The 22,027-nt window shown below is 65.0% G+C and carries 25 protein-coding genes and 2 pseudogenes; 10 read left to right on the top strand and 17 right to left on the bottom strand.

Annotation, left to right across the window (positions count from 1 at the left end; all coding sequences use genetic code 11):
• Positions 1–370: 370 nt before the first annotated feature.
• The 3 genes from FPH17_RS04010 to FPH17_RS04000 form a co-directional block, all read right to left on the bottom strand.
• Positions 371–2,263: a heavy metal translocating P-type ATPase gene (locus tag FPH17_RS04010; protein ID WP_154878771.1), complete on the bottom strand. Its 1,893-nt coding sequence runs from the start codon at positions 2,261–2,263 to the stop codon at positions 371–373.
• Complete coding sequence (gene cmtR / locus FPH17_RS04005; RefSeq protein WP_154878770.1) at positions 2,260–2,619, bottom strand: Cd(II)/Pb(II)-sensing metalloregulatory transcriptional regulator CmtR; 360 nt, start codon at positions 2,617–2,619, stop codon at positions 2,260–2,262. Before cmtR ends, FPH17_RS04010 begins: the two co-directional genes overlap by 4 nt.
• Positions 2,620–2,835: 216 nt before the next feature.
• Positions 2,836–3,186, bottom strand: coding sequence for a VOC family protein (locus FPH17_RS04000; protein ID WP_095537048.1), 351 nt, complete (start codon positions 3,184–3,186; stop codon positions 2,836–2,838).
• Positions 3,187–3,513: 327 nt separating this feature from the next.
• Here FPH17_RS04000 and FPH17_RS03990 point away from each other — a divergent pair, with 327 nt between their 5' ends.
• Both FPH17_RS03990 and FPH17_RS03985 read left to right on the top strand, forming a co-directional pair.
• On the top strand, positions 3,514–3,795 hold the full coding sequence (locus tag FPH17_RS03990; RefSeq protein ID WP_154878769.1) for a type II toxin-antitoxin system RelE/ParE family toxin: 282 nt from the start codon (positions 3,514–3,516) through the stop codon (positions 3,793–3,795).
• An 8-nt stretch (positions 3,796–3,803) separates the two neighbouring features.
• A complete protein-coding gene (locus FPH17_RS03985; protein WP_154878768.1) occupies positions 3,804–4,109 on the top strand; it encodes a HigA family addiction module antitoxin in 306 nt (101 codons plus the stop codon).
• A 3-nt stretch (positions 4,110–4,112) separates the two neighbouring features.
• On the opposite strand, the pseudogene FPH17_RS03980 reads toward FPH17_RS03985, so the two are convergent.
• The 4 genes and pseudogenes from FPH17_RS03980 to relB form a co-directional block, all read right to left on the bottom strand.
• A pseudogene (locus FPH17_RS03980) lies at positions 4,113–4,903 on the bottom strand (alpha/beta hydrolase).
• A 21-nt stretch (positions 4,904–4,924) separates the two neighbouring features.
• Positions 4,925–5,368 (bottom strand): alternative ribosome rescue aminoacyl-tRNA hydrolase ArfB, encoded by a 444-nt coding sequence (gene arfB, locus FPH17_RS03975; RefSeq protein WP_154878767.1) that lies wholly within the window; start codon positions 5,366–5,368, stop codon positions 4,925–4,927.
• Between the two features lie 61 nt (positions 5,369–5,429).
• The gene (locus FPH17_RS03970) at positions 5,430–5,714 is read right to left on the bottom strand and encodes a type II toxin-antitoxin system RelE family toxin (protein WP_095545698.1); all 285 of its coding nucleotides are present in this window, start codon (positions 5,712–5,714) and stop codon (positions 5,430–5,432) included.
• A gap of 8 nt (positions 5,715–5,722) precedes the next feature.
• On the bottom strand, positions 5,723–5,938 hold the full coding sequence (gene relB, locus FPH17_RS03965) for a type II toxin-antitoxin system RelB family antitoxin (RefSeq protein ID WP_154878766.1): 216 nt from the start codon (positions 5,936–5,938) through the stop codon (positions 5,723–5,725).
• 177 nt (positions 5,939–6,115) lie between these two features.
• Between relB and FPH17_RS03960 the strand changes: the two genes are divergently transcribed.
• Positions 6,116–6,478, top strand: coding sequence for a DUF2200 family protein (locus FPH17_RS03960; RefSeq protein ID WP_154878765.1), 363 nt, complete (start codon positions 6,116–6,118; stop codon positions 6,476–6,478).
• Between the two features lie 22 nt (positions 6,479–6,500).
• On the opposite strand, the gene FPH17_RS03955 is transcribed toward FPH17_RS03960, so the two are convergent.
• From FPH17_RS03955 to FPH17_RS03945, 3 genes are read right to left on the bottom strand one after another with little or no spacing between them, the layout of a single operon-like run.
• Positions 6,501–7,253 (bottom strand): ABC transporter ATP-binding protein, encoded by a 753-nt coding sequence (locus tag FPH17_RS03955; protein WP_154878764.1) that lies wholly within the window; start codon positions 7,251–7,253, stop codon positions 6,501–6,503.
• 4 nt (positions 7,254–7,257) lie between these two features.
• Entirely contained in the window at positions 7,258–8,382 is a 1,125-nt protein-coding gene (locus FPH17_RS03950; RefSeq protein WP_154878763.1) for a FecCD family ABC transporter permease, read from the bottom strand.
• Positions 8,383–9,588 carry an ABC transporter substrate-binding protein gene (locus FPH17_RS03945; RefSeq protein WP_095537038.1) on the bottom strand — a complete coding sequence of 402 codons (1,206 nt, stop codon included), beginning with the start codon at positions 9,586–9,588 and terminating at the stop codon, positions 8,383–8,385. It abuts the gene before it with no gap.
• Positions 9,589–9,875: 287 nt separating this feature from the next.
• On the opposite strand from FPH17_RS03945, the gene FPH17_RS03940 reads away from it, so the two are divergent.
• The 5 genes and pseudogenes from FPH17_RS03940 to FPH17_RS03920 all read left to right on the top strand — a co-directional run bounded on the left by FPH17_RS03940 (position 9,876) and on the right by FPH17_RS03920 (position 12,499).
• Entirely contained in the window at positions 9,876–10,613 is a 738-nt protein-coding gene (locus tag FPH17_RS03940; RefSeq protein ID WP_167496769.1) for a CPBP family glutamic-type intramembrane protease, read from the top strand.
• A gap of 47 nt (positions 10,614–10,660) precedes the next feature.
• The gene (locus FPH17_RS03935; RefSeq protein ID WP_095278913.1) at positions 10,661–11,110 is read left to right on the top strand and encodes a VOC family protein; all 450 of its coding nucleotides are present in this window, start codon (positions 10,661–10,663) and stop codon (positions 11,108–11,110) included.
• Positions 11,111–11,210: 100 nt separating this feature from the next.
• Positions 11,211–11,480, top strand: a pseudogene (locus FPH17_RS03930) (GNAT family N-acetyltransferase); the annotation flags it as partial.
• 32 nt (positions 11,481–11,512) lie between these two features.
• Positions 11,513–11,977, top strand: a complete 465-nt coding sequence (locus FPH17_RS03925; RefSeq protein WP_154878760.1) for a hypothetical protein — start codon at positions 11,513–11,515, stop codon at positions 11,975–11,977.
• A gap of 21 nt (positions 11,978–11,998) precedes the next feature.
• On the top strand, positions 11,999–12,499 hold the full coding sequence (locus tag FPH17_RS03920; protein WP_154878759.1) for a 2'-5' RNA ligase: 501 nt from the start codon (positions 11,999–12,001) through the stop codon (positions 12,497–12,499).
• Here FPH17_RS03920 and FPH17_RS03915 read toward each other — a convergent pair.
• The 7 genes from FPH17_RS03915 to FPH17_RS03885 all read right to left on the bottom strand — a co-directional run bounded on the left by FPH17_RS03915 (position 12,432) and on the right by FPH17_RS03885 (position 20,445).
• A complete protein-coding gene (locus FPH17_RS03915; RefSeq protein ID WP_133064706.1) occupies positions 12,432–13,547 on the bottom strand; it encodes an FUSC family protein in 1,116 nt (371 codons plus the stop codon). The two genes, FPH17_RS03920 and FPH17_RS03915, sit on opposite strands and share 68 nt — an antisense overlap.
• A 45-nt stretch (positions 13,548–13,592) precedes the next feature.
• The gene (locus FPH17_RS03910) at positions 13,593–14,339 is read right to left on the bottom strand and encodes a spermidine synthase (RefSeq protein ID WP_167496768.1); all 747 of its coding nucleotides are present in this window, start codon (positions 14,337–14,339) and stop codon (positions 13,593–13,595) included.
• A 32-nt stretch (positions 14,340–14,371) separates the two neighbouring features.
• Positions 14,372–16,354, bottom strand: coding sequence for a bifunctional metallophosphatase/5'-nucleotidase (locus tag FPH17_RS03905; RefSeq protein WP_154878758.1), 1,983 nt, complete (start codon positions 16,352–16,354; stop codon positions 14,372–14,374).
• 156 nt (positions 16,355–16,510) lie between these two features.
• Positions 16,511–17,647 (bottom strand): hypothetical protein, encoded by a 1,137-nt coding sequence (locus FPH17_RS03900; protein ID WP_154878757.1) that lies wholly within the window; start codon positions 17,645–17,647, stop codon positions 16,511–16,513.
• A gap of 51 nt (positions 17,648–17,698) precedes the next feature.
• Entirely contained in the window at positions 17,699–18,229 is a 531-nt protein-coding gene (locus FPH17_RS03895; protein ID WP_244288057.1) for a DUF1707 SHOCT-like domain-containing protein, read from the bottom strand.
• Positions 18,230–18,316: 87 nt separating this feature from the next.
• Positions 18,317–18,859, bottom strand: a complete 543-nt coding sequence (locus FPH17_RS03890) for a DUF1707 SHOCT-like domain-containing protein (protein WP_154878756.1) — start codon at positions 18,857–18,859, stop codon at positions 18,317–18,319.
• Between the two features lie 143 nt (positions 18,860–19,002).
• Positions 19,003–20,445, bottom strand: a complete 1,443-nt coding sequence (locus FPH17_RS03885; protein ID WP_244288056.1) for a DHA2 family efflux MFS transporter permease subunit — start codon at positions 20,443–20,445, stop codon at positions 19,003–19,005.
• Positions 20,446–20,486: 41 nt separating this feature from the next.
• Here FPH17_RS03885 and FPH17_RS03880 point away from each other — a divergent pair, with 41 nt between their 5' ends.
• The gene (locus FPH17_RS03880) at positions 20,487–21,224 is read left to right on the top strand and encodes a DUF429 domain-containing protein (RefSeq protein WP_154878755.1); all 738 of its coding nucleotides are present in this window, start codon (positions 20,487–20,489) and stop codon (positions 21,222–21,224) included.
• Between the two features lie 34 nt (positions 21,225–21,258).
• Positions 21,259–22,020 carry a MerR family transcriptional regulator gene (locus tag FPH17_RS03875; protein WP_154878754.1) on the top strand — a complete coding sequence of 254 codons (762 nt, stop codon included), beginning with the start codon at positions 21,259–21,261 and terminating at the stop codon, positions 22,018–22,020.
• Positions 22,021–22,027 lie beyond the last annotated feature (7 nt).

Here is a 22,027-nt window from a genome sequence, read left to right as displayed (position 1 = left end):
CCTTGCGGCACACTTTTCAGGTTTCTCGAATCGCTTACAACTGAGTGAGGTAGCCTTCTTTCGCCACTCCGTTGAATTCAAATTTAATGTGTAACGCGGAGCGTTAATGACGTTTCGCGTTATTGGGGGGGGGGGGAGGTTGAAGAGCGCTGTCTCTAACTCCGGTTTTCGTTCGGCCTCGGTCCATTCCGCTACCTCGTGTGTAGAATCTGCAAGCGGTATCGGGCCGTTGAACTATTAGGTTCACCCACAGTTCCCGTGCCTGCACGCATCGAGAAGGACCAGGTGGTGAACTCGAATGACTCGCCTGGTCCAACGTGTGTGCGCTCGGCGCGTGGTTTAACTCTTATAAGACTTGCCGGTCACAGCCTCAGCGTTTCGCTCGTGCAGCCCGCAGGCCGTTCAAGATCACGATGACTTCAGCGACTTCGTGAACCAACACGACGGCGGCCAGGCCCAGCACACCGCTGATCGCCAGTGGCATCAACACGATGATGATGGCCAGAGACAGCACGATGTTCTGGTTGATGATCCTGCTGCCTCGGCGGGCGTGCTGCAGCGCCTGCGGGATCAGCCGGAGGTCGTGGCCAGTGAAGGCGACGTCAGCGGACTCGATCGCGGCGTCAGAGCCGGTTGCTCCCATCGCAATGCCCACCGTCGCGCCCGCCAGTGCCGGCGCGTCGTTGATGCCGTCGCCGATCATCGCCGTCGGCGTCTTGGAGGAAAATTCGGCGACGATGCTTGCCTTGTCCTCAGGGCGCAGCTCGGCGCGCACGTCGTCGATTCCGGCGATTTCAGCCAGCGCCCGGGCGGTGCGAGTGTTGTCGCCGGTGAGCATGCTCACTTCCACATCGTTGGCGCGCAGGGTCTGCACGGCTTCGGGAACCTCGGGACGCAGCTCGTCGCGGACACCGATCGCTCCGGCGAGAGCGTCATCGACGGTGACTAGGACGCAGGTCTGGCCTTCGGACTCCATGCGCTCAACGTCTGCCTTCAGTGGCCCGGCGTCGATCCACCGGGGGCTGCCCACCAGCACCCGTCGGCCTTCGACGGTGCCGCTGATGCCGTGCCCGGCTTCCTCGCTGATGTCCTGGGCGGCGGGCGCTTCGGGCCCCGCTGCCGCGATCGCCGCGGCGAGGGGGTGCGTCGATTGCTGCTCAACTGCCGCCGCGAAAGTAAGCACCTGCGCCCGATCAAACCTGTCTGCCGGGACCACGCCGGTAACCTCGGGCTGGTTGCGGGTGAGGGTTCCGGTCTTGTCCACCGCCAGGTGACGGATGCCGCCGAGCCGCTCGAACGCCGCGCCAGACTTGATGACCACGCCGAACTGGCTGGCCGCGCCGATCGCGGCCACGACCGTCAGCGGCACGGAGATTGCCAGCGCGCACGGCGACGCTGCGACCAGAACCACCAACGCACGGGTGATCCACGTCTCGGGGTCGCCCAGCAGCGAGCCGATCACGCCGACTAGCACCGCCAGGATCATCACCCCGGGCACTAGGGGTTGGGCAATCCGGTCGGCGATCCGGGCGCGGTCGCCCTTTTCCGCCTGCGCCTGCTCGACCAGGTCCACGAGTGTGGTCAGCGAGTTGTCCGTTCCAGCTGCGGTCGTCTGGACTTCCAGCACACCGGCGGAGTTGATCGCTCCCGCGGGCACCTCGTCGCCGGGCGCAACCTCCTCCGGAATGGATTCTCCGGTGATCGCTGAGGTGTCAAGGCTGGAGCGCCCAGACCGAATGATGCCGTCCGTGGCGATCCGCTCTCCGGGGCGCACGAGCATAAGCTCGCCAGCCGCGAGGTCCTTCGCTGCGACCTCGACCGACGTGCCGTCGCGCAGCACCGTCGCGGTCTGCGGTACCAACTTCAACAGTGCCCGCAGTCCGCCCTGCGCCCGGTCCATCGCCTTGTCTTCCAGCGCCTCGGCGATCGAGTACAGGAACGCTAGCGCCGCGGCCTCTCCGACGTAACCGAGGATTACCGCGCCGACCGCGCTGATGGTCATCAGCAAACCAATGCCGAGCTTGCGCTTCGTGACAAGGTTTCGGATCGCGTCGGGCGCGAACGTATACGCCCCTAGCAGCAGGCCGACCCAGAACAGTACTGTCGCGGGTGTCGCTAGCCCGGACCAGCCCAGCGCCAGGCCTACGCAGAGGGCTACGCCGGAGAAGATCGGCAGTAGCAACTCGGGGTCCTTCCACCATGGCCGATCGAGTTCTTCGATCTCTTTGGCGGGTTCGTGTGCGCATCCACATGCCGAGCTCATGCGTCCGCTCCCTTCTCGCCGCAGCCGGGCACCGAGCATTCAGGGTCGATGCACGGGGCGTTTTCGTCGACAGCCAACGTCGCGTTCACCAGCGCGTTGAGCGCTGCCGCGAGGTGCGGATCGGCGATTTCGTAGCGTGTCTTGCGGCCCTCCGGCTCGGCGACGACGATGCCGCAGTCGCGCAGGCAGGTCAGGTGGTTCGAGACGTTCGAGCGGGTCAGGTCCAGGGCGCGCGAAAGCACGGCTGGGTAGCTCGGGCCGTCGAGTAGTGTCATCAGGATTCTGGAGCGCGTCGGATCCGCCATGGCCCGGCCGAGCCGGTTCATGACGTCGAGGCGTGAAGCAATGGTCAGCATGTGCTGAACAATACATCGTGTGCTGAACTATTCAAAATGTGCTGAACTGACAGTTACGCGAAGGTCCTGCGACCTGCAAGAATTAGTCGATGGGATAGCAGATGACTGATCCTTTGTGGTTCGGCTGCCGCCCAACGCGGGAGCGACGTGGGCGGCGAGGTTCTCGAGAAAGTAACTTTGCAACTACATACCGTTGAATTTAAGTTCAATGTGTAGCTAGGCCCCGGGGTTCCCCACGCAGAACTCGTTGCCTTCCGGGTCCTGCATGACAGTCCACACCAATCCCGGCGCCTCGTGGGTAGTGAGTTCGGTAGCGCCTAGGTCTTTGAGGCGTTCGATAAAAGTTTCGCGCTCCGCCCCGCCAACGTCGATGTGCATGCGGTTTTTCCCAGGTGTCGGATCCTTAACGCGCTGAAATCCCAGCGCCGGGGTGGAATCAACCATCACAAAATCGCCGTAATCCGCGGCGATTTCGCAACCGGTTGCGGCGGACCAAAACTCGGCGAGCTTTGAGGGATCGTTGCAGTCGAAGGTGATCTGCCGGATCGTGAAATTGGGATCGCTCATGAGCATCATTTTAGGGGCGGGGCTTAAAATGCGCTGTCTGGTGTACGAGCGGAGTTAGAGCCTTCCGGCCTAATGGAGTGTTTTGTATCGCGAGGTTTTCTCCCGCGAGAAAGTAGGAACTCGATCTCGTAGCCATTTTCGGCTTCGGTGCCCCAAGTATCAACCTGATCTTCACTGATAGGCTTCCCTTGTATTGTCTTCACGGTAGTCACCGTAATGCGGAAACGGTGTTGTTGCGTAGGGTGGGAGTGTACTTGCATTCGGGTGAGCTAAAGCTTAACGTTGTGCGTTATTGACGCTTTGCGTTATGGGGGGGTAGGGTAAGGCATGATCCAGTCGTTCGGGAACCGAGAGACCGAGCTGGTATTCCTGCGTGAACCAGTTCCGAAACTGGATCCTCGGATCCATAAGTCGGCGAACAAGAAGCTCCACCAGCTCGACGCTGCTGTATCCCTTGACTCTCTTCGCGTACCGCCCGGGAATCGCCTAGAGGCTCTCAAGGGAGATAGGAAAGGGACGTTTAGTATCCGAGTGAATGACCAGTGGAGAATTACATTCCGCTGGAAGGGCGCAGGGCCCGAACATGTGACCATTGAGGACTACCACTAAGGAATGCCATGTCGAACAAGCTGTACCCGCCGATTCATCCTGGGGAGATTCTCTTAGAAGACTTCATTGAGGGATTCGGAATCACTCAGCACAAGCTTGCTGTGTCTATCGGGGTTCCGCCCCGTCGTATTAACGAGATTGTGCACGGCAAACGTGGAATCACGGCTGACACCGCTCTTAGGCTTGCAAAATATTTTGGGGTGGAGCCGATATTCTGGATGAATCTGCAGAACCAGTATGAGATTGAGCTGGCGGAAGATAAGGCCCTCGCCGAGATCGAGCAGATTCAACCGATCCAAGCTGTCTCGGCGTAGCACCTAATCCACGTCCCTGGAGCCTATCGGGACGTATCGCGCGAGGAAATCCAGCTGCTGCGCCACGTTGCGCTCGAAGGCGTCGCCGACGTAGATGTCGAAGTGCCCGCCGGGCTGCATGCGAACCTCTCCCTTCGGGGCCTTCCGCACGTGCCGCAGGGTGGGGCGCGGCGGCGCCAGCGAATCGTCCTCGCACACCGCGAGGTGCGCGGGGCACTGGATTCTGCGGGCGTCGCGGCCGGGGAAGTAGCGCACGATGTCGGCGCCGAAGCGGGCGGTGATGCCCGACGGCGTCTGGTCTCCAGGTGGGATCAGTGCTTCGATGCCGGCGAGCGCGGCGATCTTGGCCAACACCTTCGGCGGGAGCGCAAATGTCGATGCGAACCTGTTGGTGAACGGGCACTGGGAAATCACGGCCGCAACCCGCGGGTCGCGTGCGGCGGTGCGGATGGCGTGCCCGCCGGCGAACGAGGTGCCCCACAGGACGATCCGGTCCGGATCGACGCCGTCGAGCTGCCGTGCGTATGTAATTGCGTTGCGCCAATCCTCCAGTTGGCGGCGCACCTAAAGCAGCTGCCGCGGCTCGCCTGCGCTGGCACCGAAGTGCCTGTAGTCGAACACCAGGCAGCGGTAGCCGGCGCTGCTGAAGCGTTCGGCGAAGGCGTCGAGACGCATCTGGCGCACCCCGCCGAGGCCGTGCGCCATCACAAGCATCGGCGAGCCGAGTCGGGGACAGACAGCCACGCGGCGCAGGAGCCGCCCCCGGAGGGGAAGGACACGTCGGTTCTTGGCATAACGCGAGTCTATGGCGAGCGCTAGGGAATCTGGGGGCGCCGCCTCGTGGACTTGAGTTCTGAGCGCCGCATCTTCGCCTCTCGATGGCGCCGCACCGAGCCCCGCGTTGGCTTCGTTGTGCGACGCGGGGGAGGCGACGGGGCGAGCGCCTCGCGCAAGAGCGCAGCCAGGCGGCGACGTGCCTCAGCGCGGTTACGAATCTGCGATCGTTGCGTCGACGCGCTCACGGTAAGCACGGTGCCGTCAAGGCGGTGTTCGAGGTTGCGCAAGATGCGGTGACGTTGGGCGTCGGTAAGCGATGCGCACGCAGCAATGTCGAGGGAAAGCTGGACCTTGCTGTCGGTGGTGTTGACGCCCTGGCCGCCCGGCCCCGATGATTTTGCAAACCGCTCCGTTAGATCGGCGGCAGCGATGACCGCGCCACCGGGGATCCCCGGGCCGGGGGCGATAGTCAGGTCGTTCATGTCACCCACCCTACGTTTGCGCTGGGGTCGATGAAGAATGGAGAGCCTACCGTGCGCACGATTAATCGCGGTAGATCTCGCGGCGATGGCCTATTGAAAGCACCTCGATTGTGATTGTGCCTTCGTTGATGAGGGCGAGGATTCGGTACGCGCCGACGCGATAGCGCCACTCTCCGGTGTGATTCGCGGAGAGCCCTTTCCCGAATGCTCGTGGGTCGGTGCAGCCTTCCAAGTTGTCTTTGATCCAGGTGGCGATGAGCCGTGCATCAAAGCGGTCCATCTTTTTGAGTTGCTTGCGTGCGCGGGCCGTGAATTCGACTTTGTAGTGGCCGGACGGTGTGGTCACCGGGAGCGCTACTGATCGAGGTCGGCCAGGATGTCATCAAGGCTGAACCGCTCACCGGTGTCGTGAGCGAGAGCGTCGCGAAGCTCCTGTACATCGTGCGCGTCTTCGATTTTCTCCAAGATCGCAGTACGGGCGAAGTCGGAAAGAGTGACTCCTTCGAAGCGTGCGTACTTGCGCACGAGCTCCGCATCGTTATCATCCATCCGGATCGTCACCGTTGCCATGATCGCCCCCTTGGTGAGTTTGAATACAGTGTATTCAGTGGTTGAGCATCGCGCAATGGTTGGAGTGCTCGAACTGCGCAAGACGAGCAGCACACGTCATACCTCGCCACATCCGCCTAGCGTGGGATACTCGGACATGAACTCACAGATCCACTAAGGAGCAAGAGGGAAACGCGCATGAACGAACAGGCAAAGTTAGAGCGGGTCTTCGCTTACCCTTTTGGCGACATTTACGGCAACTACGTGGCCAAGGTGGAGCGGAAGGGGCGCACCCGCGAGGATCTCGACGACGTCCTCGGCTGGTTTACGCAGCTGAGTCCGGAGGAGCTGCACGCGGCCGCGGACTCGGGAAAGACGCTGCGCGAATTCTTCGCGGACCTCACGCTCACCCCGAATGCCAACTTGATTACCGGCAAGGTGTGCGGGGTGCGCGTGGAGGAGGTCGAGGACGAGCTCATGCGCCAGATCCGCATGATGGACTTGCTTGTCGACGAGCTCGCCCGCGGCAAGAAGATGGAAAACATCAAGCGCGGCGAGTAGGTGAATAAAGGACCTGACCCGCCTAGACGGGGCAGATGACGGGGACGCCGGAGTCGCTGAGGATCTTGGCGCGGATGCCGTAGACCTCATCGAGCAGGTCCGGGGTGAGCACCTCGGTCGGTGGGCCCTGCGTGACGCGCTGCCCGGCCTTCATGACGAGGAGCTCGTCGCAGTAGCGGGCCGCGAGGTTGAGGTCGTGGATTGCCACAATTGCCAGCTTGTTGGTACCGGCGATCTCCTCGCGGATCAGTCGCAGGACTTCCACTTGGTGGCGGAGGTCGAGGGCGGAGGTGGGCTCGTCGAGAAGCAAAATGCTCGGTTCGCGCACAAGCATCTGCGCAATGCCAATCAGCTGTCGTTGGCCGCCGGACATCGCGGTGATCATGCGGTCGGCCAGGTGGGAGATGTTGAGGCGTTGCATGACGCGCGCGGTGGCGTCGACGGGGTCACCGCTGGTGCTGCCGCCGTGGTTGGCGGAGATCATGATGGATTCAAACGCCGTGAGCGACGCGCCGGAGAGTAGGTCTTGGGGGACGTAACCGACGTGGTTTGGGCGGTCCTTGTCCTTGACTTCCTGGCCGTCGATGGTGACGGTGCAGGAGCCGGAGGCGGCTTTCTTTACGCCGGCGAGTGTCTTCACCAGGGTGGACTTGCCGGCAGCGTTGGGACCCAGCAGTCCGACGACTTTGCCGCCGTCGAGCGGGGCGAAGCTCATGGCATCGATGATGGTGTTGCGGCCGTACTGGACGGTGAGGTCATCAGCCTGAATAGTCATGGCGTTATCCTTTCCGCTGGGCGCGGGTGAAAATCAGGAAGACGAAGAACGGGACGCCGACGAGCGCGGTGATGATGCCGATCGGGATGGCCACCCCGGGGATGATGGACAGCGAGACCGCGTACGCGATGCTGAGCAGCATCGACCCGGCAGCTGCCGCGGCAGGGAGGAAGAACTTCTGGTCCTCGCCGACGAGCATGCGGGCGACGTGTGGGCCGACCAGCCCGATGAAGCCGATGATGCCGGTGAACGCGACCGAGGCCGCGGCCAGCACAGAGGCGACGATGAGGGTGGTGATGCGCAGGCGCTGCACGTCGACGCCGAGCGCGGCGGCGCGGTCCTCGCCCAGGCGCAGCGCGGTGAGCCGCCACGCGTTGACGATGCAGAAGGGGATCGCGCAGACGATGACGGCGGCGAGGATGATGTTGGCGGTCCAGTTGGCACGCTGCAGCGAGCCCATGGTCCAGAAGACGATCTGTTGCAGCGCCTCGGTGTTCGCGCCGTACTGCAGGAGTGAGAGGAGCGCCTGGAAGAGGAAGGACAGCGCGATGCCGAGCAGGATCATCGACTGCGCGTTCGCGCCCTTCCACACCGAGGCGGCAGCGACGATGAGCGCCGCGATCAGCGCAGTGAGCGCGGCCATGGTCGCTAGGTTGAACTGCGGGTTGGGGATGAGGGCCCAGCCCATGACGATCGACACCGCGGCGCCGAATGCGGCCGCCGCAGAGATACCGAGGGTGAACGGCTCGGCGAGCGGGTTATCCAGGATGGTCTGCATCTGCCCGCCCGCCAGGCCCAGCGCGGCGCCCACGAGGACGGCCATCACGGCCGCGGGCAGCCGCAGCGTCCGGATGACGGTCCGAGTCTGATCGTCGACGCTTTCCGGGTTGAAGACGGCGTTCCAGACGTCGGCAAGCGACAGGTTCAGCGGGCCGACGATGATGGCGATGAGGAAGCTCACCGCCGCCGCGATAATCAGGCCCACGATCGCAAGTGCTTTTCGACGCCCACGCTTCCGGTACGAACGAATCGCGTCGTTCCGGGCGGTTTCCGCCGAGGCCGGGGCGTCTGCCCCGGCGCGCTCTGCGCCGTTGGGGTCGATCTGTCGAAGGGCTGTTGAAGTGGTCATTTACGAGGTTTCACTGTTGGGGTCGGCGAAAAAGGCGCCGCTGTATTCGTAGGGGAGGAAGTCCTTGTGGAACTGCTCGAAGTCTGCTGCCGGGTCCATGTCCTCGAACTCCTCCGGGTGGAGCCACTTGGCAAAGGCCTCGAGTGCGAACACGTTGAAGGGGTTGTCGTAGAACTGGTGGTACACGGCAAAGTAATTACCGTTCTTCGGCGCGTCAAGCAGGTCAATGCCCGGGATCTTCAGCGGGCCGGAGCAGGACTCGATCGCGGTCTGTTCGTCCGCTTGGTAGCCCAGCTCGACGTGGTGGTAGGACTCGGACTTCGACGGGTCGCTTGCCCACTCGCCACCGGTGACGATGAGCTTCTCGGGGTTGATCTCTACGAGCTTTTCTGGCGTCAGCTGGGTGGAATCCGTGCCGAGCACCTCCGGGCCGAGGTTGTGGCCGCCCGCGGCCGTGACCAGGGTGCCGAGGTGGACGTCGCCAGCGACAGAGCAGCAGTCTTGGAAGCCGGCCGCGGTCCACACCAGCGTGTCTGGGCGGTCCTCGATGTTGGCTACGCGGTCTGTAATCGTCTTCACCTTCTCGTCGTAGAAGGCGTTGAACTTCTCCGCGCGCTCCTGCTGGCCCAAGAGCTCGCCCAGCATGGTCATCGATACGGTGGTATTTTCCAGCGGCTTCTGGCGGAAGTCGATGAACGCGTACTTGATCCCCAGCGCGTCGAGGTTGGAGAGGAAGCCGTTCTCCTCGCTTGCCTTCTTTTGGTCGAGCGTCATGATGATGACGTCCGGCTTTTGGGCGAGGAGGTTCTCAGCGGTGACGTCGCCCTTCTGGATGGAGCCGATCATTGGCATATCCTTGGCTTCGGGGTAGTCCTCGAGCAGCTTTTCCTGCAGGGCCGGGGCCGCCTTGTTGAGGTCGTCGCCGTACGCGACCACGTTGTTGAATGGGTTGTCCTGCAGGGTCGCGGTGGCGTACACCGCGCGGCCCTCGGCGAGCACGATTCGCTCGGGGCGCGCCTCGAAGTCGAGCGTGCGCCCGGCGGCGTCGGTGATGTGGACGGCGTCCGCGCTCCGTGCGGCGGACGAGGAGGCGTTCTGCGTCTCGGTCACCGCGGCGGTGTTGTCGTCGCTTCCAGAGCAGGCGGCGAGCCCGAGGACCGTGGCTGCGGAGACAAGGAGTGCTCCGGCGCGTTGGAAAAGTTTCAACTGCAGACCTTTCTTGCTTTAGGTAAGGCTCGCCTTTGCAAGCACTCCTTCTAAAGTAAGGCAAACCTTTCTTTGGGTCAACCCCCTGGTTTTCATTGTGCAATCCAATTCTTCTCACCGGCCTGAGCGGTGGCCAACGGGCGACCGACGATCCACGGATGTAGCGTTGTGCCGGCTGTATGAAACCCGAAAGAATAGGAGAGGAAACTCAAGTGGATCGCGTGCGTGATTTCGCGTTCGGCGCCAGACGGCAATCGAACTACTCCTGGTGGAAACCGTTGGCCGAAATGCTCACCGTGATCGTCATGGTGATCGCGATGACAGTGGTCGTCGGGCTCTCGCTCGAGGCGGCAGGGCTTGACGCCTCATCTCCTGACGTCGACGGCTGGTTTACCTACGCCACCGTGATCGTCGAGATCATTGCGGTGCTCGTGGCAGTCAAACTGGTGGGGCGGCGCTCCGCGGCTTCGGTGCTGTGGAGTGGGAAAGCGCTGCGGCCGCTCACGCTCGTCGCGGCATATCTGTTGGCGTTTGCCGTCATAGCCGTCACGCTGGGACTGATCAGCGTCTACGCGTTCGGCTCGTCGTGGGACAAGGCGTTCGCAGGCTTTTCCAGTACGTTCCCGCTCGAGCTCGTGGCGATTCTGCTTGCCGCGCTTGCCGAGGAAATGCTGTTCCGCGGGCTTGTCTTCCAGGCCTTTACCGCGTGGACGCGGCACCCGCTCGTCGGCGCGATCGCCGCTGCGCTCCTGTTCGTTGCCGTGCACCCCGCAGCTTGGAGCGAACCCCTCGCGTTCGCACACTTCTTCCTCGATGGCCTGCTCTACGCCTGGCTCGCCTGGTATTTCAACGGCATCGGCATCGCTGTCGCAGCACACGCGGCGTGGAATACTGCGGCAAGCCTGCAGGACTACGGGGTGCCGTTGTCGCTGGGCGGGACCGCAACGCAGTTCGTCGCGGCGGCGCTCGCGGTGGTCGTGCTCACCGTTGCGTTCCGTCGAGCACGGCGCCCCCTGCGCCCGTAACCTCCTCCGCCGGGCAACACCGGCGCTGTGCGTCTACGCTTGGCCGCATGGCAATTCACACATGCACCTATATCGCATTCCCCGGCAACGCTCGCGCGATGCTTGAGTTCTACCACTCCGTCTTCGGTGGCGAGCTCCGCATCCTCACCTACGGCGAGCAGCTGGACAACGGCGTGCAGTTCCCGTTCGAACCGCCCCGTGACAAGGTCGCGCACGCGTTGCTGCGCGGCCCGTTCACCATCTCCGGCGGCGACGACCTCGAGCACGACCGCGAGCAACTCAGCGCCAGCGAGTACGGCTTCACCGTCGAAGCGGACTCGCCCGAGGAGGCAAAGAAGCTTTACGACGCCCTCGCTGCAGACGGCGGCGAGGCGCGCATGCCGTTCGCCCAGGCGCCGTGGGGCGAGCACTTCGGCATGGTGGTCGACCGTTTTAACGTCGCGTGGAACGTCACCGCCCCGGGCGGCGACAACGGCGCCAACGCTGCGCAGGCGTAGCGCGGTTGCGATTGGACAGCGGGGCGGGGGTTGCCGTCGCGGGGGTTGACCGGGCGGGGAGCGTCGCAAAGCTCATCGCTGGGGACCACGGGTACGTGGTGCTTGCGGAGTCGCCCGAGCCCGTCGGATTCGCCCTGCTAACGCTGCGCCCGAACTCCGGGGAAAGGGCATCGGCACCCGAATCATGGACCGCGCGGAGGCTGAGGCGCGCGCACGGCACGTGGGCGAGGTGCAGATCAACGTGGACGCCGTTGATGCCGGTGCCCGTCAGTTCTACGAGCGGCGCGGATACACCAACATTGAGCCGGGCCAGGACGTGGCCATGCTGTGCTACATCCGGGAGTTTGGCTCGCCTGCCAGCACTGCGTAGCGATTCGCGGCCGTGCCGTACCCTTGGGCAGCATGGCCACGAAGTACAAATTTTCCCTTCCGAATAGCAACTGGGTCCAGGCGACCACGCCCGCGAACATGGACTTCCTCCTCGCCCGTGCGGCCGAGGCGGAGCAGTCCGTGTTCATGTCGCCGACCATCAGCGGGCTGACCGCGGCGCTGGCGGAGGACGCCGACATGCAGGCGGTCATGAAGGACAACCTCGCCCGGCTCGAGCAGGCGGGGCAGAATCCGCGAGTGGAGCAGGGGGAGGTTAGCCCCGACGGTAATGCGGGCCTGCAGCAGGTGACGCTGTCCGCCTCGGCGGAGGACGGCACGCGCGGCGAGGTGGCGCAGCTGCAGAACTACCTCATCTTGCGCGAGCAGGGCGGCGCGCAACGGTGGGTGGTCATGCTCGCGCTCACCGCGGACGTGGGCCGGATCCAGGAGCTCGCCCCGGAATTTCAGCAACTGCTCGATTCGGTCGAGTTTGTCTAACTCGGGAAACGACCGACTGGAATGTCCTCGCGCTCGCCGGAAAACATCCTGTTGCGCCTCCCCGACACGGAGGAAGATCAGGTCCGCGGGATCTTTGACGCGCTGGAGCAGCGGGGATTCCCGCGCCAGCACCAGCGCCCCCATATCTCGGTGACGTTTGCGCCGCGGATGCGCCAGAGCGCGGTAGAAAGCGCGGCGGCGCTGCTGCCGCCGCTGCTCCCCGCGAGACTGGATCGGGTGGGCACCGTCGTCTTTGGTACCAAGTCCAAGCAGACGGTCGCGTGGTTACTCGAGGCGCCGGAGGCGCTCGAGCGCGCCGCCCGGCAGCTCAGCGCAGAGAACCCTGATGGGCGAGGGGAGCGGTGGGTACCGCACCTGACGCTGGGGCTGCGCCTGCCAAAGTCAATGGTGCCCGGGTATATCGGGGCGCTCGCCGAGGTGACGAACCCGCACCTCAGGGCGCTGACTGCGGATCGGGCTGTGTACTACCGGCCGACTGTTGGCCAAGACCTGCAGCTTTAGGGAGCACCACGGTCGGGTACTTGCGTACGTAGCCGATCGCGATGATGACCAGCGCCGCGGCCGCGCCCAGGATCGTCTCAGCCGTGCGGGCAAGCAGCATCGGCGCGACGGGGGCAGCCTGCACCGTCTGGATCATCAGCAGCGCGGTTGGGGTGATGAAGCTGCCGGCGATGGTGTAGTTGCGGGTCACGTACATCTCAGTGAGGTACTGCAGCACAATGATCCACACCACGATCTGCCACCCCTGCATCGGGTGCGAGAGCAGGAAGCCCGCGACCAGGATGCCCGACAGCGTGCCCAGCACGCGCTCTATCGCGCGGAAGTACTGCACCTTGAACCGCGAGTTCACCAGCGGCGCGACCGCGGCCACCATCGCCCAGTAGAAGTGCGAGAGGGGGTCGATGAGCATCACCGAGAACAGTCCGATCACGCCCGCGAGGAGCGGGGAGAAGAAGAAACGAGCGGCCTCAACGCGCAGCCGCTTGCGGGGCACGGGGCCGGCGTCGGGGGCGCGCGACGGGCGCTCGGGGGCCTTCGCGTTGCCGCCGGGCCCTTCGCCGATGTACTGGGAACACTGGCCGAGCACCAGGCAGAGCAGCGCCGAGCTGCCCGCGATGCCGAACGCCATGAGCGGGTGCACCGGGTCGCGCAGCGAACCGACCGCGGCGACCGAGAAGATCACAAAGACGGAACCGGTCGGCTTCATGTCGGCGGCGAGGGCAATCGTCGCCCACACCGAGGACACCAGCGAACTGACCAGCAACAAGATCCAGGGGCTGAGGCCCACCCAGGCAATTGTTGCGCCGATCGTCACCGACAGGGTCAGCGCGCTCCCGGCCAGCAGATGGTGCTTGCGCCGCACCTGCGGGGTGGCGTGGCGGCCGTACACGCCGGTGAACGCGCCGAAGTTTGCGTAAATTGCCAGGTCAAGTCGTCCAAGCGCCAGCAGTGTAAACATCGGGATCGCCACGCCGAGCGCGGTGCGGAACGCGGGAATATGGTCGCGCTTCGCAGGCCCCATCTGAAACAACGGGCTGAAATGGTGCAACGTTGGCCTCCTGTCGCTTCGCTTCGGGAACTCGCAACACTGTAATCAGTCGCGGAGTGGGGCGCACTCGTTGGCGTCGATAAGCAAGGCCCCGTCGAGCGCAATGCTGCTTGTCGACGCCCCCACGACCACATTCCCGTACCCCCGACCCTCGGAGCGGGCGGCGGTGTGGCCGAAGACGAGTTCCAGGCCGGCGAGCTCGGTGCGGGTGCGCGGCAACCCCTCCGTGTCGCCGATGTTGGCCATGAAGAGGCCGCCAGGGCGCAGGGCGCGCCGCGCGGCGGTGAAGAACTCGACGGTGGTTAACGCGCGGGGCGTGTCCGGCCCCGCGAAGACGTCGCGGACGATCACGTCGACGGAGCCGGGCGCGAGCGCGTGCGTGAACGCCCGGGCTTCTGCAACCGCGAGCTGCACCGGCGGGTCGAACGCCCAGCGCACGAGGTCGGCGAGTGCGCTGTCCAGCTCGACGGCAACGTTGGTGGAATCCGGGTAGCGCTGTTGGAGAAACGATGCGAACGTGCAGCCCGCGGCGCCGAGGTGCACGGCGGTGAACGGGCGCGGGAGGTTGCCGGCCGCCTCGTGCGCGCTGATGAGCTGGGCGAACCAGCGAATGTAGTCGTACTCCAGCACCTCGGGCGCGCCGGGGACCACGTAGGAAGACGGGACGTTGTTGACCTCGAGGGTGAAGCCACCGTCGCGGGACGGGTCCGCCACGATCGCGGCGGTGCCCGTGTCGATGGAATAGGTGCCGGTGATGCGCCGCTTCTCGGCGCGCGGCTTACCGCGGCCCATGTGCATCACCGGCAGTCATGAGCTGAGTGGCCTTAACGCTTGGCGATCGGTCCGAGCACCTGGTCGACCTGCTGCGGCAGAAGCAGCGCGATGAGGCTGTCCAGGCCCGCGAGGCCGGCGAGCGCAACCGGCAGGATCCAGGCGAGGTCCGCGGCGGAGCTGCCTGCGGGGGCTGGGGTGCCCGGCTCGTCGGTGTCCTGCGCCGGTGCGACCTCGACCGGGACGGTCGCGTCGGTGCCAGCGTCGGTGGTGACGTGCAGTTCCTGGGTACCGGACATGTCGGCCGGGACGTCGAGAGCCACGGTCGCCTTGCCCTTTTCGTTCATCCCCTCCGGGCCGTAGGCCGGGTCGATGTCTGCGGTTGCCGTCGCATCGCCGAGCGACACGGTGACCTGCTTCGCGGTCTCGCCAAGTGTGTACTGCAGCGAGGAGAGGTTGATCGTCGCGGGCGTGCCCGCGGTCAGCGGGGCGTCCAGGTGCACGCCGACGTTGGACTGGCCGCCGCGCGGGGCCTTCGCCTTGCCTGCCCCGAGCGCCTCGACGAGGGCGTTGAGGTCCAAGTAGCCCAGGCTGGCCGGTGCGGTGCCGCGGGTGAACGCCTCAAAGTGGTCGCCGCCGCCCAGGATGAAGGTGGAGCCGGCGATGACGTACTTCTTCGCCGGGTCGATCGGCGCGCCATCGACGGTGACCGAGGTGATGCGCGAGCCCTGTGGCGCCTCCGGGTCGTAGGTGTAGGTGACGTTGTCGGACACACCGAGCGCGGCGAACGGCATGGAGTCGCCGTCGCGCCACTGCTGCTCGAGCGCGTCGACGAAGTCCTTGCCGGTGATCTTCACGTAGGTGTTCTCGCCGCCGAACGGCTGGACCGCAAAGGCCTCGGCGTAGGTCACGTCGCCCTGCTCCAGGTCCGAGCGCACGCCGCCCGCGTTCATCACACCGATGTCGGGCGTGATCGCGGAGTTCTGGTCCACGCCCCAACGGGTGATCTCCGCGACGAAGTTGTTCAGCTGGGATTCCACGCCCACGGAGGAGCCGGATTCCTTGCCCTCCTTCGCGCCGCGGTAGAAGTCGGTGCCCGCGTTGCCGACGATGCGCTCGCCCTCCGCGCCAGCTTTCTCCTCGGCCTGCTGCACGATGGTGTCGACCTCCGGTTCGGGGGTGTCGCAGGCGCGGATGGCGTCGGCGTCGAGAAGCTCTGCGTGCTTGACGGTTGCCTTCTTGGTCGCGCGATCGAAGGAAAGATCGACGTTGGCCAGCTGCTTGCCGTACTCGCCGGCCTGGATGACCACGGGACTGGTCTGACCAGGCTCGATGACCTGGTGGGTGTGGCCGAGGAACGCGAGGTCGACGTCCTTGCTGAAGTCGTCCGGCCCGAGGTTGCCCTCGTGCACAAGCGCGACGACAACGTCTGCCTCGCCGGAGTCCTTCAGCTTTTTCGCCAGCGCGTTGGTGGTCTCGACCGGGTTATCCCAGGTAATGCCCTTGATGTTGTCGGGGGAGACCAAGTTCGGCATGTCGTCGGTCACGGTACCCACGAAGGCGACCTTCACGCCGTCGAGCTCCTCGACCGTGTAGTCCTTCACACCGTCGATGGTGTGGGCGTTCGCGCCCAGGTAGTCAAAGTCGGCCTGCTTGACCACGCGCTCCTCGACGTCCGCTGCGCCGTGGTCGAACTCGTGGTTACCAATCGCCGAGACCTTCAAACCCATGAGGTTGAGCAGGTCCAGTGTCGGCTGGTCATCCAGCAGCATCGACTCGAAGGGGGAGGCGCCGATGTTGTCGCCCGCGGAGGTGAAGATGTGGGTCTTGCCCTCGGCGGCCTTGTCCACGGAGCACTTCAGTGCCGCCGCGCCGGGCACCTTGTCGGTGGGCTTCCAATAACCGTGGAAGTCGGTGATGTTGGAGATGGTGAACTCTGCGGTGTCATCGGCAGCGAGCGCAGCGGGCGCCAGTGAGACGGCGAGCGCGGCGGCTGTGGTGGTGGCGAGGAGTTGGACGTTGCGGCGGAAGCGCACGGGTCGGGCCTTTCTGACGAACTGGTGGGAGCAGCACAAAACGCTGCCATAAAACTTAGAAAGCCTTGCTTTCCGCAGGGTGTCTTGCCGGTAAATTCCGGGTGACCGTTAGGGGCTTGGTGCTTCTCGACGCCCCGCTGCCCCCACCCGTATGTCCTAGAGTTCAGTGACCTCGTAGTCTGCTCCTTCGGAGGTGAACCTGAGTGACCCGAGTGGGTAGCTCACGTCACTTGGCCACGACAACGTGCTGGGATCGAGCGAAACTTTCACTCGCTTGCCCACGTACTGTGCCCACTCAGTGCCGGCATCGCTACTCCCTGAGGAGGTGATCTCCGAATACCCCAACCGCAAGTACTCCGTAGTCTGCGTAACCGGCCCCCGAGAGCCGCCCTTGCTTGCCGAGATGTCCTGTGGGCCATCGAAGTGCAGCACCCAGTACTTACTGCCGGATTCAGGCGCCGACGGATCATCAGCGCCAGCTTGGGCCAGTGCTTCCTCGATGGTGAGCTCCTCGACGGTGCCCACGAACTCACCTTCGCCGAGAACCTCGTCATCCGCGGGAGCCTCATCCTGCGCACCTTCTGCCGGGGCTGCTGCTGCAGGTGCCCCCTGCTGCAGCGCCGACGGATCAGTCGTCGAGGTCCATGTGACCTGCTGGTACTTCTCCGGGATGGCATCGATGTGGGCTTCCTCTGGGGCACCAACCTTGGTCAACGTGTCGCCGTCGACGGAGTAGAGCTGGAAGTTCGCATCCGGTTGGGTGGAGTAGTGGTCCTCCTGGTAGAGGCCGTTTTGCGACGCGGACGCGAACACCGCAGCGCGGCTGCCGCCAGCGGAGCGCACCCCGTCCAACAACACCGGCGACGAGGGGCGGGCCTTGCCCTCCTCATCCAGGTGAAAGACCAACACGGGCGCGAACTCGCGCGAGTCCTTCTTCAGCAGCAACTCGGGCGTCCCGTCGCCGGTTGCTTCGATCAGGGCGTAGCTGTACTCGCCCGTGGGCTCTACCAGCGCGTCGGTGTCAAACGCGTACTCGTCCGGGTGCGCGATGACGTTCTCGTACTCGCTCTTCCAATCGCCCTCGCCGGACTGCTGTGAAGAGCTGGGCTCCTTCGCCCACTCGGGGAAGTCCGCGGGGTCGACCTCGGACCCGTCCGGGTTCACAAAGGTCGTGGACTTCACCACTACGGTCTCGCGCTCCCCGTCGCCGGAGCTACAGGCGGTGAGGGAGACGGCGGTGAGCACAGCAACGAGAAGTGCGCTCGTGGAGGCAGGAAGGCGTCGAAAGTTCACACGCCACAGTGTACAAGCAGCCTGTACACATGTCGGTGCGTTGAGGGGAGTCTACTTGCCCAGTTCCTTGCGGCGCTCGTAGGCGATGCGGAGTCGCTCCGCCCGCTCCGACTTATCCTTCTTCTCTATCTCTTCGAGCACGTCGTACTCTTCATCGGAGATTCCGGCGATGGTGTAAACCGCGAGTGCCGCAATGGCCGCGACCGGCCAGGCGACCCAGGCCAGCGACACGTGGAAGGCGAACTGCAGCAGGAAAAACACGGCCGCACCGCAGCTGACGATGGCGCCTGCAGCAATATCGCAGTTGCGCTTCACCTTCAGCTTTCGCTCCAGTTCAGCCTCGCGCGCTGCGTTCACCGCGGGGGAATCGTCGCGCTGCTTGAGGTCGCTGCCGCTGGTGGGGTCCGGGAGGTCGGTGAAAAGCGCAGCGAGCTCACCGCGAGTGGTTGCGGACGCGGCGCGGGCGGTGCGGGCGTCGAACTCGGCGACGTCGAGGTAGCCGTCGGCGAAGTGCTCGCCGAGGCGATCGAGGGCGGAGGTACGCTCTGGGTCGCCGATACGCATCTCAGGACTCTCGGCCACGGGGACATCCTTTCGTTCGGGAACTGCTTCCGACACCCTAACTTAAGGCGTGATCGCCGCCCACCGCGCCTTATCGAGGCAGTCTCCCTAGAGGCCGAGTTTTTGCTGGCGATCGTATGCGATGCGGAGCCTCTCGGCCTTCTCAGCGTGTTCGAGGTCTACCAACTGCTGCAACTCTCCGACGAGCGCTTCTTCCTCTCGAGTGCGGCCAGCGAATGCCACAATTGCAATGCACGCGAGGCCGATGATTGGCCACGACAGCCAGGCGAAACTTATGCCGAACCCGAACTTGAGCAGGAAAAACAATGCGGTACCGAGGCCGAATGTAAGGCAAAGGGCGGAGTCCCGAATTTCCCGGCGGAACAGCTTGTTCTCCAATTCCCTCTCGCGGGAAAACGCGGTCAGGGACCTGGCCCGTTTCAGTTCCTTGAGCTCCTCCTGGGGCGGCGGTGAAGGGAGGTCGCTGAAAATGCCGTCAAGCTCTCCTCGGGTGGTAGCGGCTGCAACACGCTGAGCCCGCTCATCAAACTCGTCGACGCTGAGGTGGCCGTCGGTGAAATGGATGCTCAACCGGGACAGGGCGCAGGATCGCTCGCGGTCGCCAACGCGAATGCTGGGATGTTCGGTCATGGTGTTTCGTTCCGTTGCGGTGCGGTGTGCATCTCGGGGTGGAGACTAGCGGGAGGGGTGAACATCAGGACCGACATTCCACCAATGATTCGTACGAGCGTGCGAACGTGGGGTGGTCGGATGCGACAGCAGCCGGAGGGCGCCTAGTCGTTCCAGCTCTTCGTTCGTGCGAAGAAGCAGGCCATCACGGCACCCAGCAGCGAGACTGCGGCCGGGAGGAGCAGCGAGTGTGACATGGCGAGTGCGAACGGGGCGTGGAGCGCCTCCGGCATCCCGGTGCTCGCACCGGCGCCGCCGACGGTCGCCTCGCCAGCGCCGGGACCGAGCTGGGCGTTGAGCTGCGCGTCCATGAGCGCGGCGATCGCGGCGGAGCCAATGACGGCGCCCACCTGGCGCAGCGTGTTGTACACGCTGGAGCCGGCGCCGGCGAGCGCGGGCTCGAGGTTGCGCGTGGCAATCATGGACAGCGGTCCCCACACCATCGAGTTCGCCACGCCGTTGAGCACGGAGATGGCGAGCAGCCAGTACGGGCTGATCGTCGGGTCGGCGATCCAGGCGGTCATCGCCACCGAAAGGCCCAACATGGTCAGGCCCGCGATGGCGAATGGCTTGGGCTGATGCGTGTTGGTGAGCTTGCCAATCCAGGGCGACAGCACGCCCGAGACCAGCCCCGCGGGCACGAGAAGGAGCGCGGCGCGGGTGGGGGAGAAGCCCTGGACGGACTGGATGTAGATCATCCACGGGATCATGTACGTGGACACGGTAAAGCCCACCGTGGCGATCGTGACCGCGGAGAGCGAGAAGTTGCGGTCCGCAAAGAGGGCGAGCGGCACAAGCGCGTCGCGACGAGTGCGCGACTGCCACGCAACGAACGTACCGAGCAGGACCAGGCCGCCGGCGATGAGACCGAGCGCGCGCCAGTCCCAGTCGAAGCGCTCACCCTCCTGGATACCCAGGATGAGGCAGAACATGCCCGCTGCGCTCAGCACCACGCCGAGCCAGTCGAGGCTGCGGGAGGTGAGCTCGAGGCGCGGGACGTAGATCCACGCGAGCACCAGGCCGATCACGCCGATGGGGACGTTGACAAAGAAGATCCAGGGCCAGCCGGAAGCGTCGACAAGCAGCCCGCCCAACAGCGGGCCGACGATGGTGGCGACACCCGCGGTCGCGCCCCAGACACCCATGGCGCTGCCGCGCTCGCGGGGGCTGAAGGTACGGATCATCACCGCCATCGTCTGCGGGGTGACCATCGCGCCGCCGAGGCCTTGGAAGACGCGGGCGACGATGAGCGTCTCGATCGTGCCGGCCAGCCCGCATGCCAGCGAGGACAGCGTGAAGAGTGCGAGGCCGGAGATGTAGAGGGCGCGGGGGCCGAAGCGGTCGCCAAGCCTGCCAGTGATCAGCAGCGGCACCGCGTATGCGAGCAGGTACGCGCTGTTGACCCAGATCACCGAGCTGTAGCTTGCGCCGAGCCCGGCGGTGATCGCGGGGATCGCTACGGAAACGATCGTCGAATCGACCAGGATCATGAAAAAGCCCAGCATCATGGACCACAATGCGGGCCAGGGGGATCGTTGTTGCGTCACCTCGGACACTCTACCCCGCAGCGCGCAATATGCTTTCTCGCATGAACCGCACCTTCTCCGGCATTGACCTCGCCGCCGACCCGGCCAAGACCGGCACCGCAACCATCCAGGAAACGCCCGCCGGGCTCACGCTTGTCGACGCCACCGCCTCCGCCACCGACGCCATCCTCATCGCACTCGTGACCGGCGCCGAGCTCACCGGCGTGGACGTGCCCGTCGGATGGCCGCGCGCGTTTCGGGAGTTCGTGAGTGCGCACGCGGACCAGCGCATGGCTGCCCCGGCGACCTACGGCCCGGACGAGCGCCGCCGCTTGGTTAACCGCTTCACCGACCTGGAGGTGCGTCGCAACGCCGGGGTGACCCCGCTGCCGGTGGCCGCCGAGCGCATCGCGCACCCGGCGCTGCGCTGGGCCGGCGTGGAGTCGCGGTTGCGCGCGGCGGGCGCCAACGTGGACCGCGCCGGGCGCGGCCGGGTCGCCGAGGTCTATCCGGCGGCTGCGCTGAAGCAGTGGGGGCTGCGCCACCGCGGGTACAAGGGAGCGGACGCCGCGGGGCGCGGTGCCCGCGAGGAGATCGCGGCGGGACTCACCGAGCGCTTCGAGCTGGATTGGGCTGGGCGGGAGGCGGGTGTCACCGATAATGCGGACTGCCTCGACGCGGTCATTGCCGCGCTCGTCGCGCGAGAGGTGCGTGCCGGACGATGCATAGCACCGCCGTCTGACCAGGCGGAACTCGTCGCGGAAGAGGGCTGGGTCTGGGTGCCGCGCCCGTCCGCTTGACCTTGTCCCTACGGCAACCTGTTCACTGATCACCATGACCGCAACCACCATCGGAGAGGCCGCCGAGATCCTCGGCGTCACGCCGAAAGCTCTGCGCCACTGGGAGGCGCTCGGACTCATACAGCCGGAGCGCACCAGCACCGGCTACCGCCTATACCGCGCATCCGACCTCGAGCGGGGCGCCGCGATTGCCCTCTACCAGGGAATCGGGGTTCCGCTCGCGCAGGTCGCAGCGCTTCTCGACGCCTCCCCGTCCCACCTCGCACGCGCCCTCAGCGCCCACCGCGAGGCCCTGGTGCACCAGCGCGACTCCCTCGAGGCGCAGCTGGACGCGGTCGAGACGTTGATCCGCAAACACAAGAAAGGAACGCTCAGCATGTCTGACATGAAGCACTATTTCGGCGAGGAGTTCGCTGCCCACCAGGAGGAGGCGCAGCAGCGCTGGGGCGACACCGCGGAGTGGCAGCAGTCCCAGGACGCGCTGGCCCGCATGGATGCATCGAAGGCGGAACAGCTCAAGCGCGAGCAAGAGGAGCTGGCCGCCGAGCTGGTCGACGCCCGCGACGCAGGCGTCGTACCTGGTTCGGAGGAGGCAGAACGCATTGTGGCGAAACACCGCGACTCGATCGCGCAGTGGTACGAGGTCACCCCGGCGCGCCAGCTGATCCTCGCCCGCATGTACGTCGGCGACGAGCGCTTCCACAAGGCATACGACGGCGCGCAGGACTACCTCCTCGAGCTCATCACCACGCACGCCGAGGCCGCGGGCGTGGATCTGGACGCTCCGCAGTGGTAGGCACCCA

It is taken from the genome of Corynebacterium gottingense, from assembly GCF_007559235.1.
In the GTDB taxonomy this organism is placed as follows: Bacteria; Actinomycetota; Actinomycetes; order Mycobacteriales; family Mycobacteriaceae; genus Corynebacterium; species Corynebacterium gottingense.
Note: the sequence above shows the minus strand (reverse complement) of the source record. Positions and strands in the feature narration are given on the sequence as shown.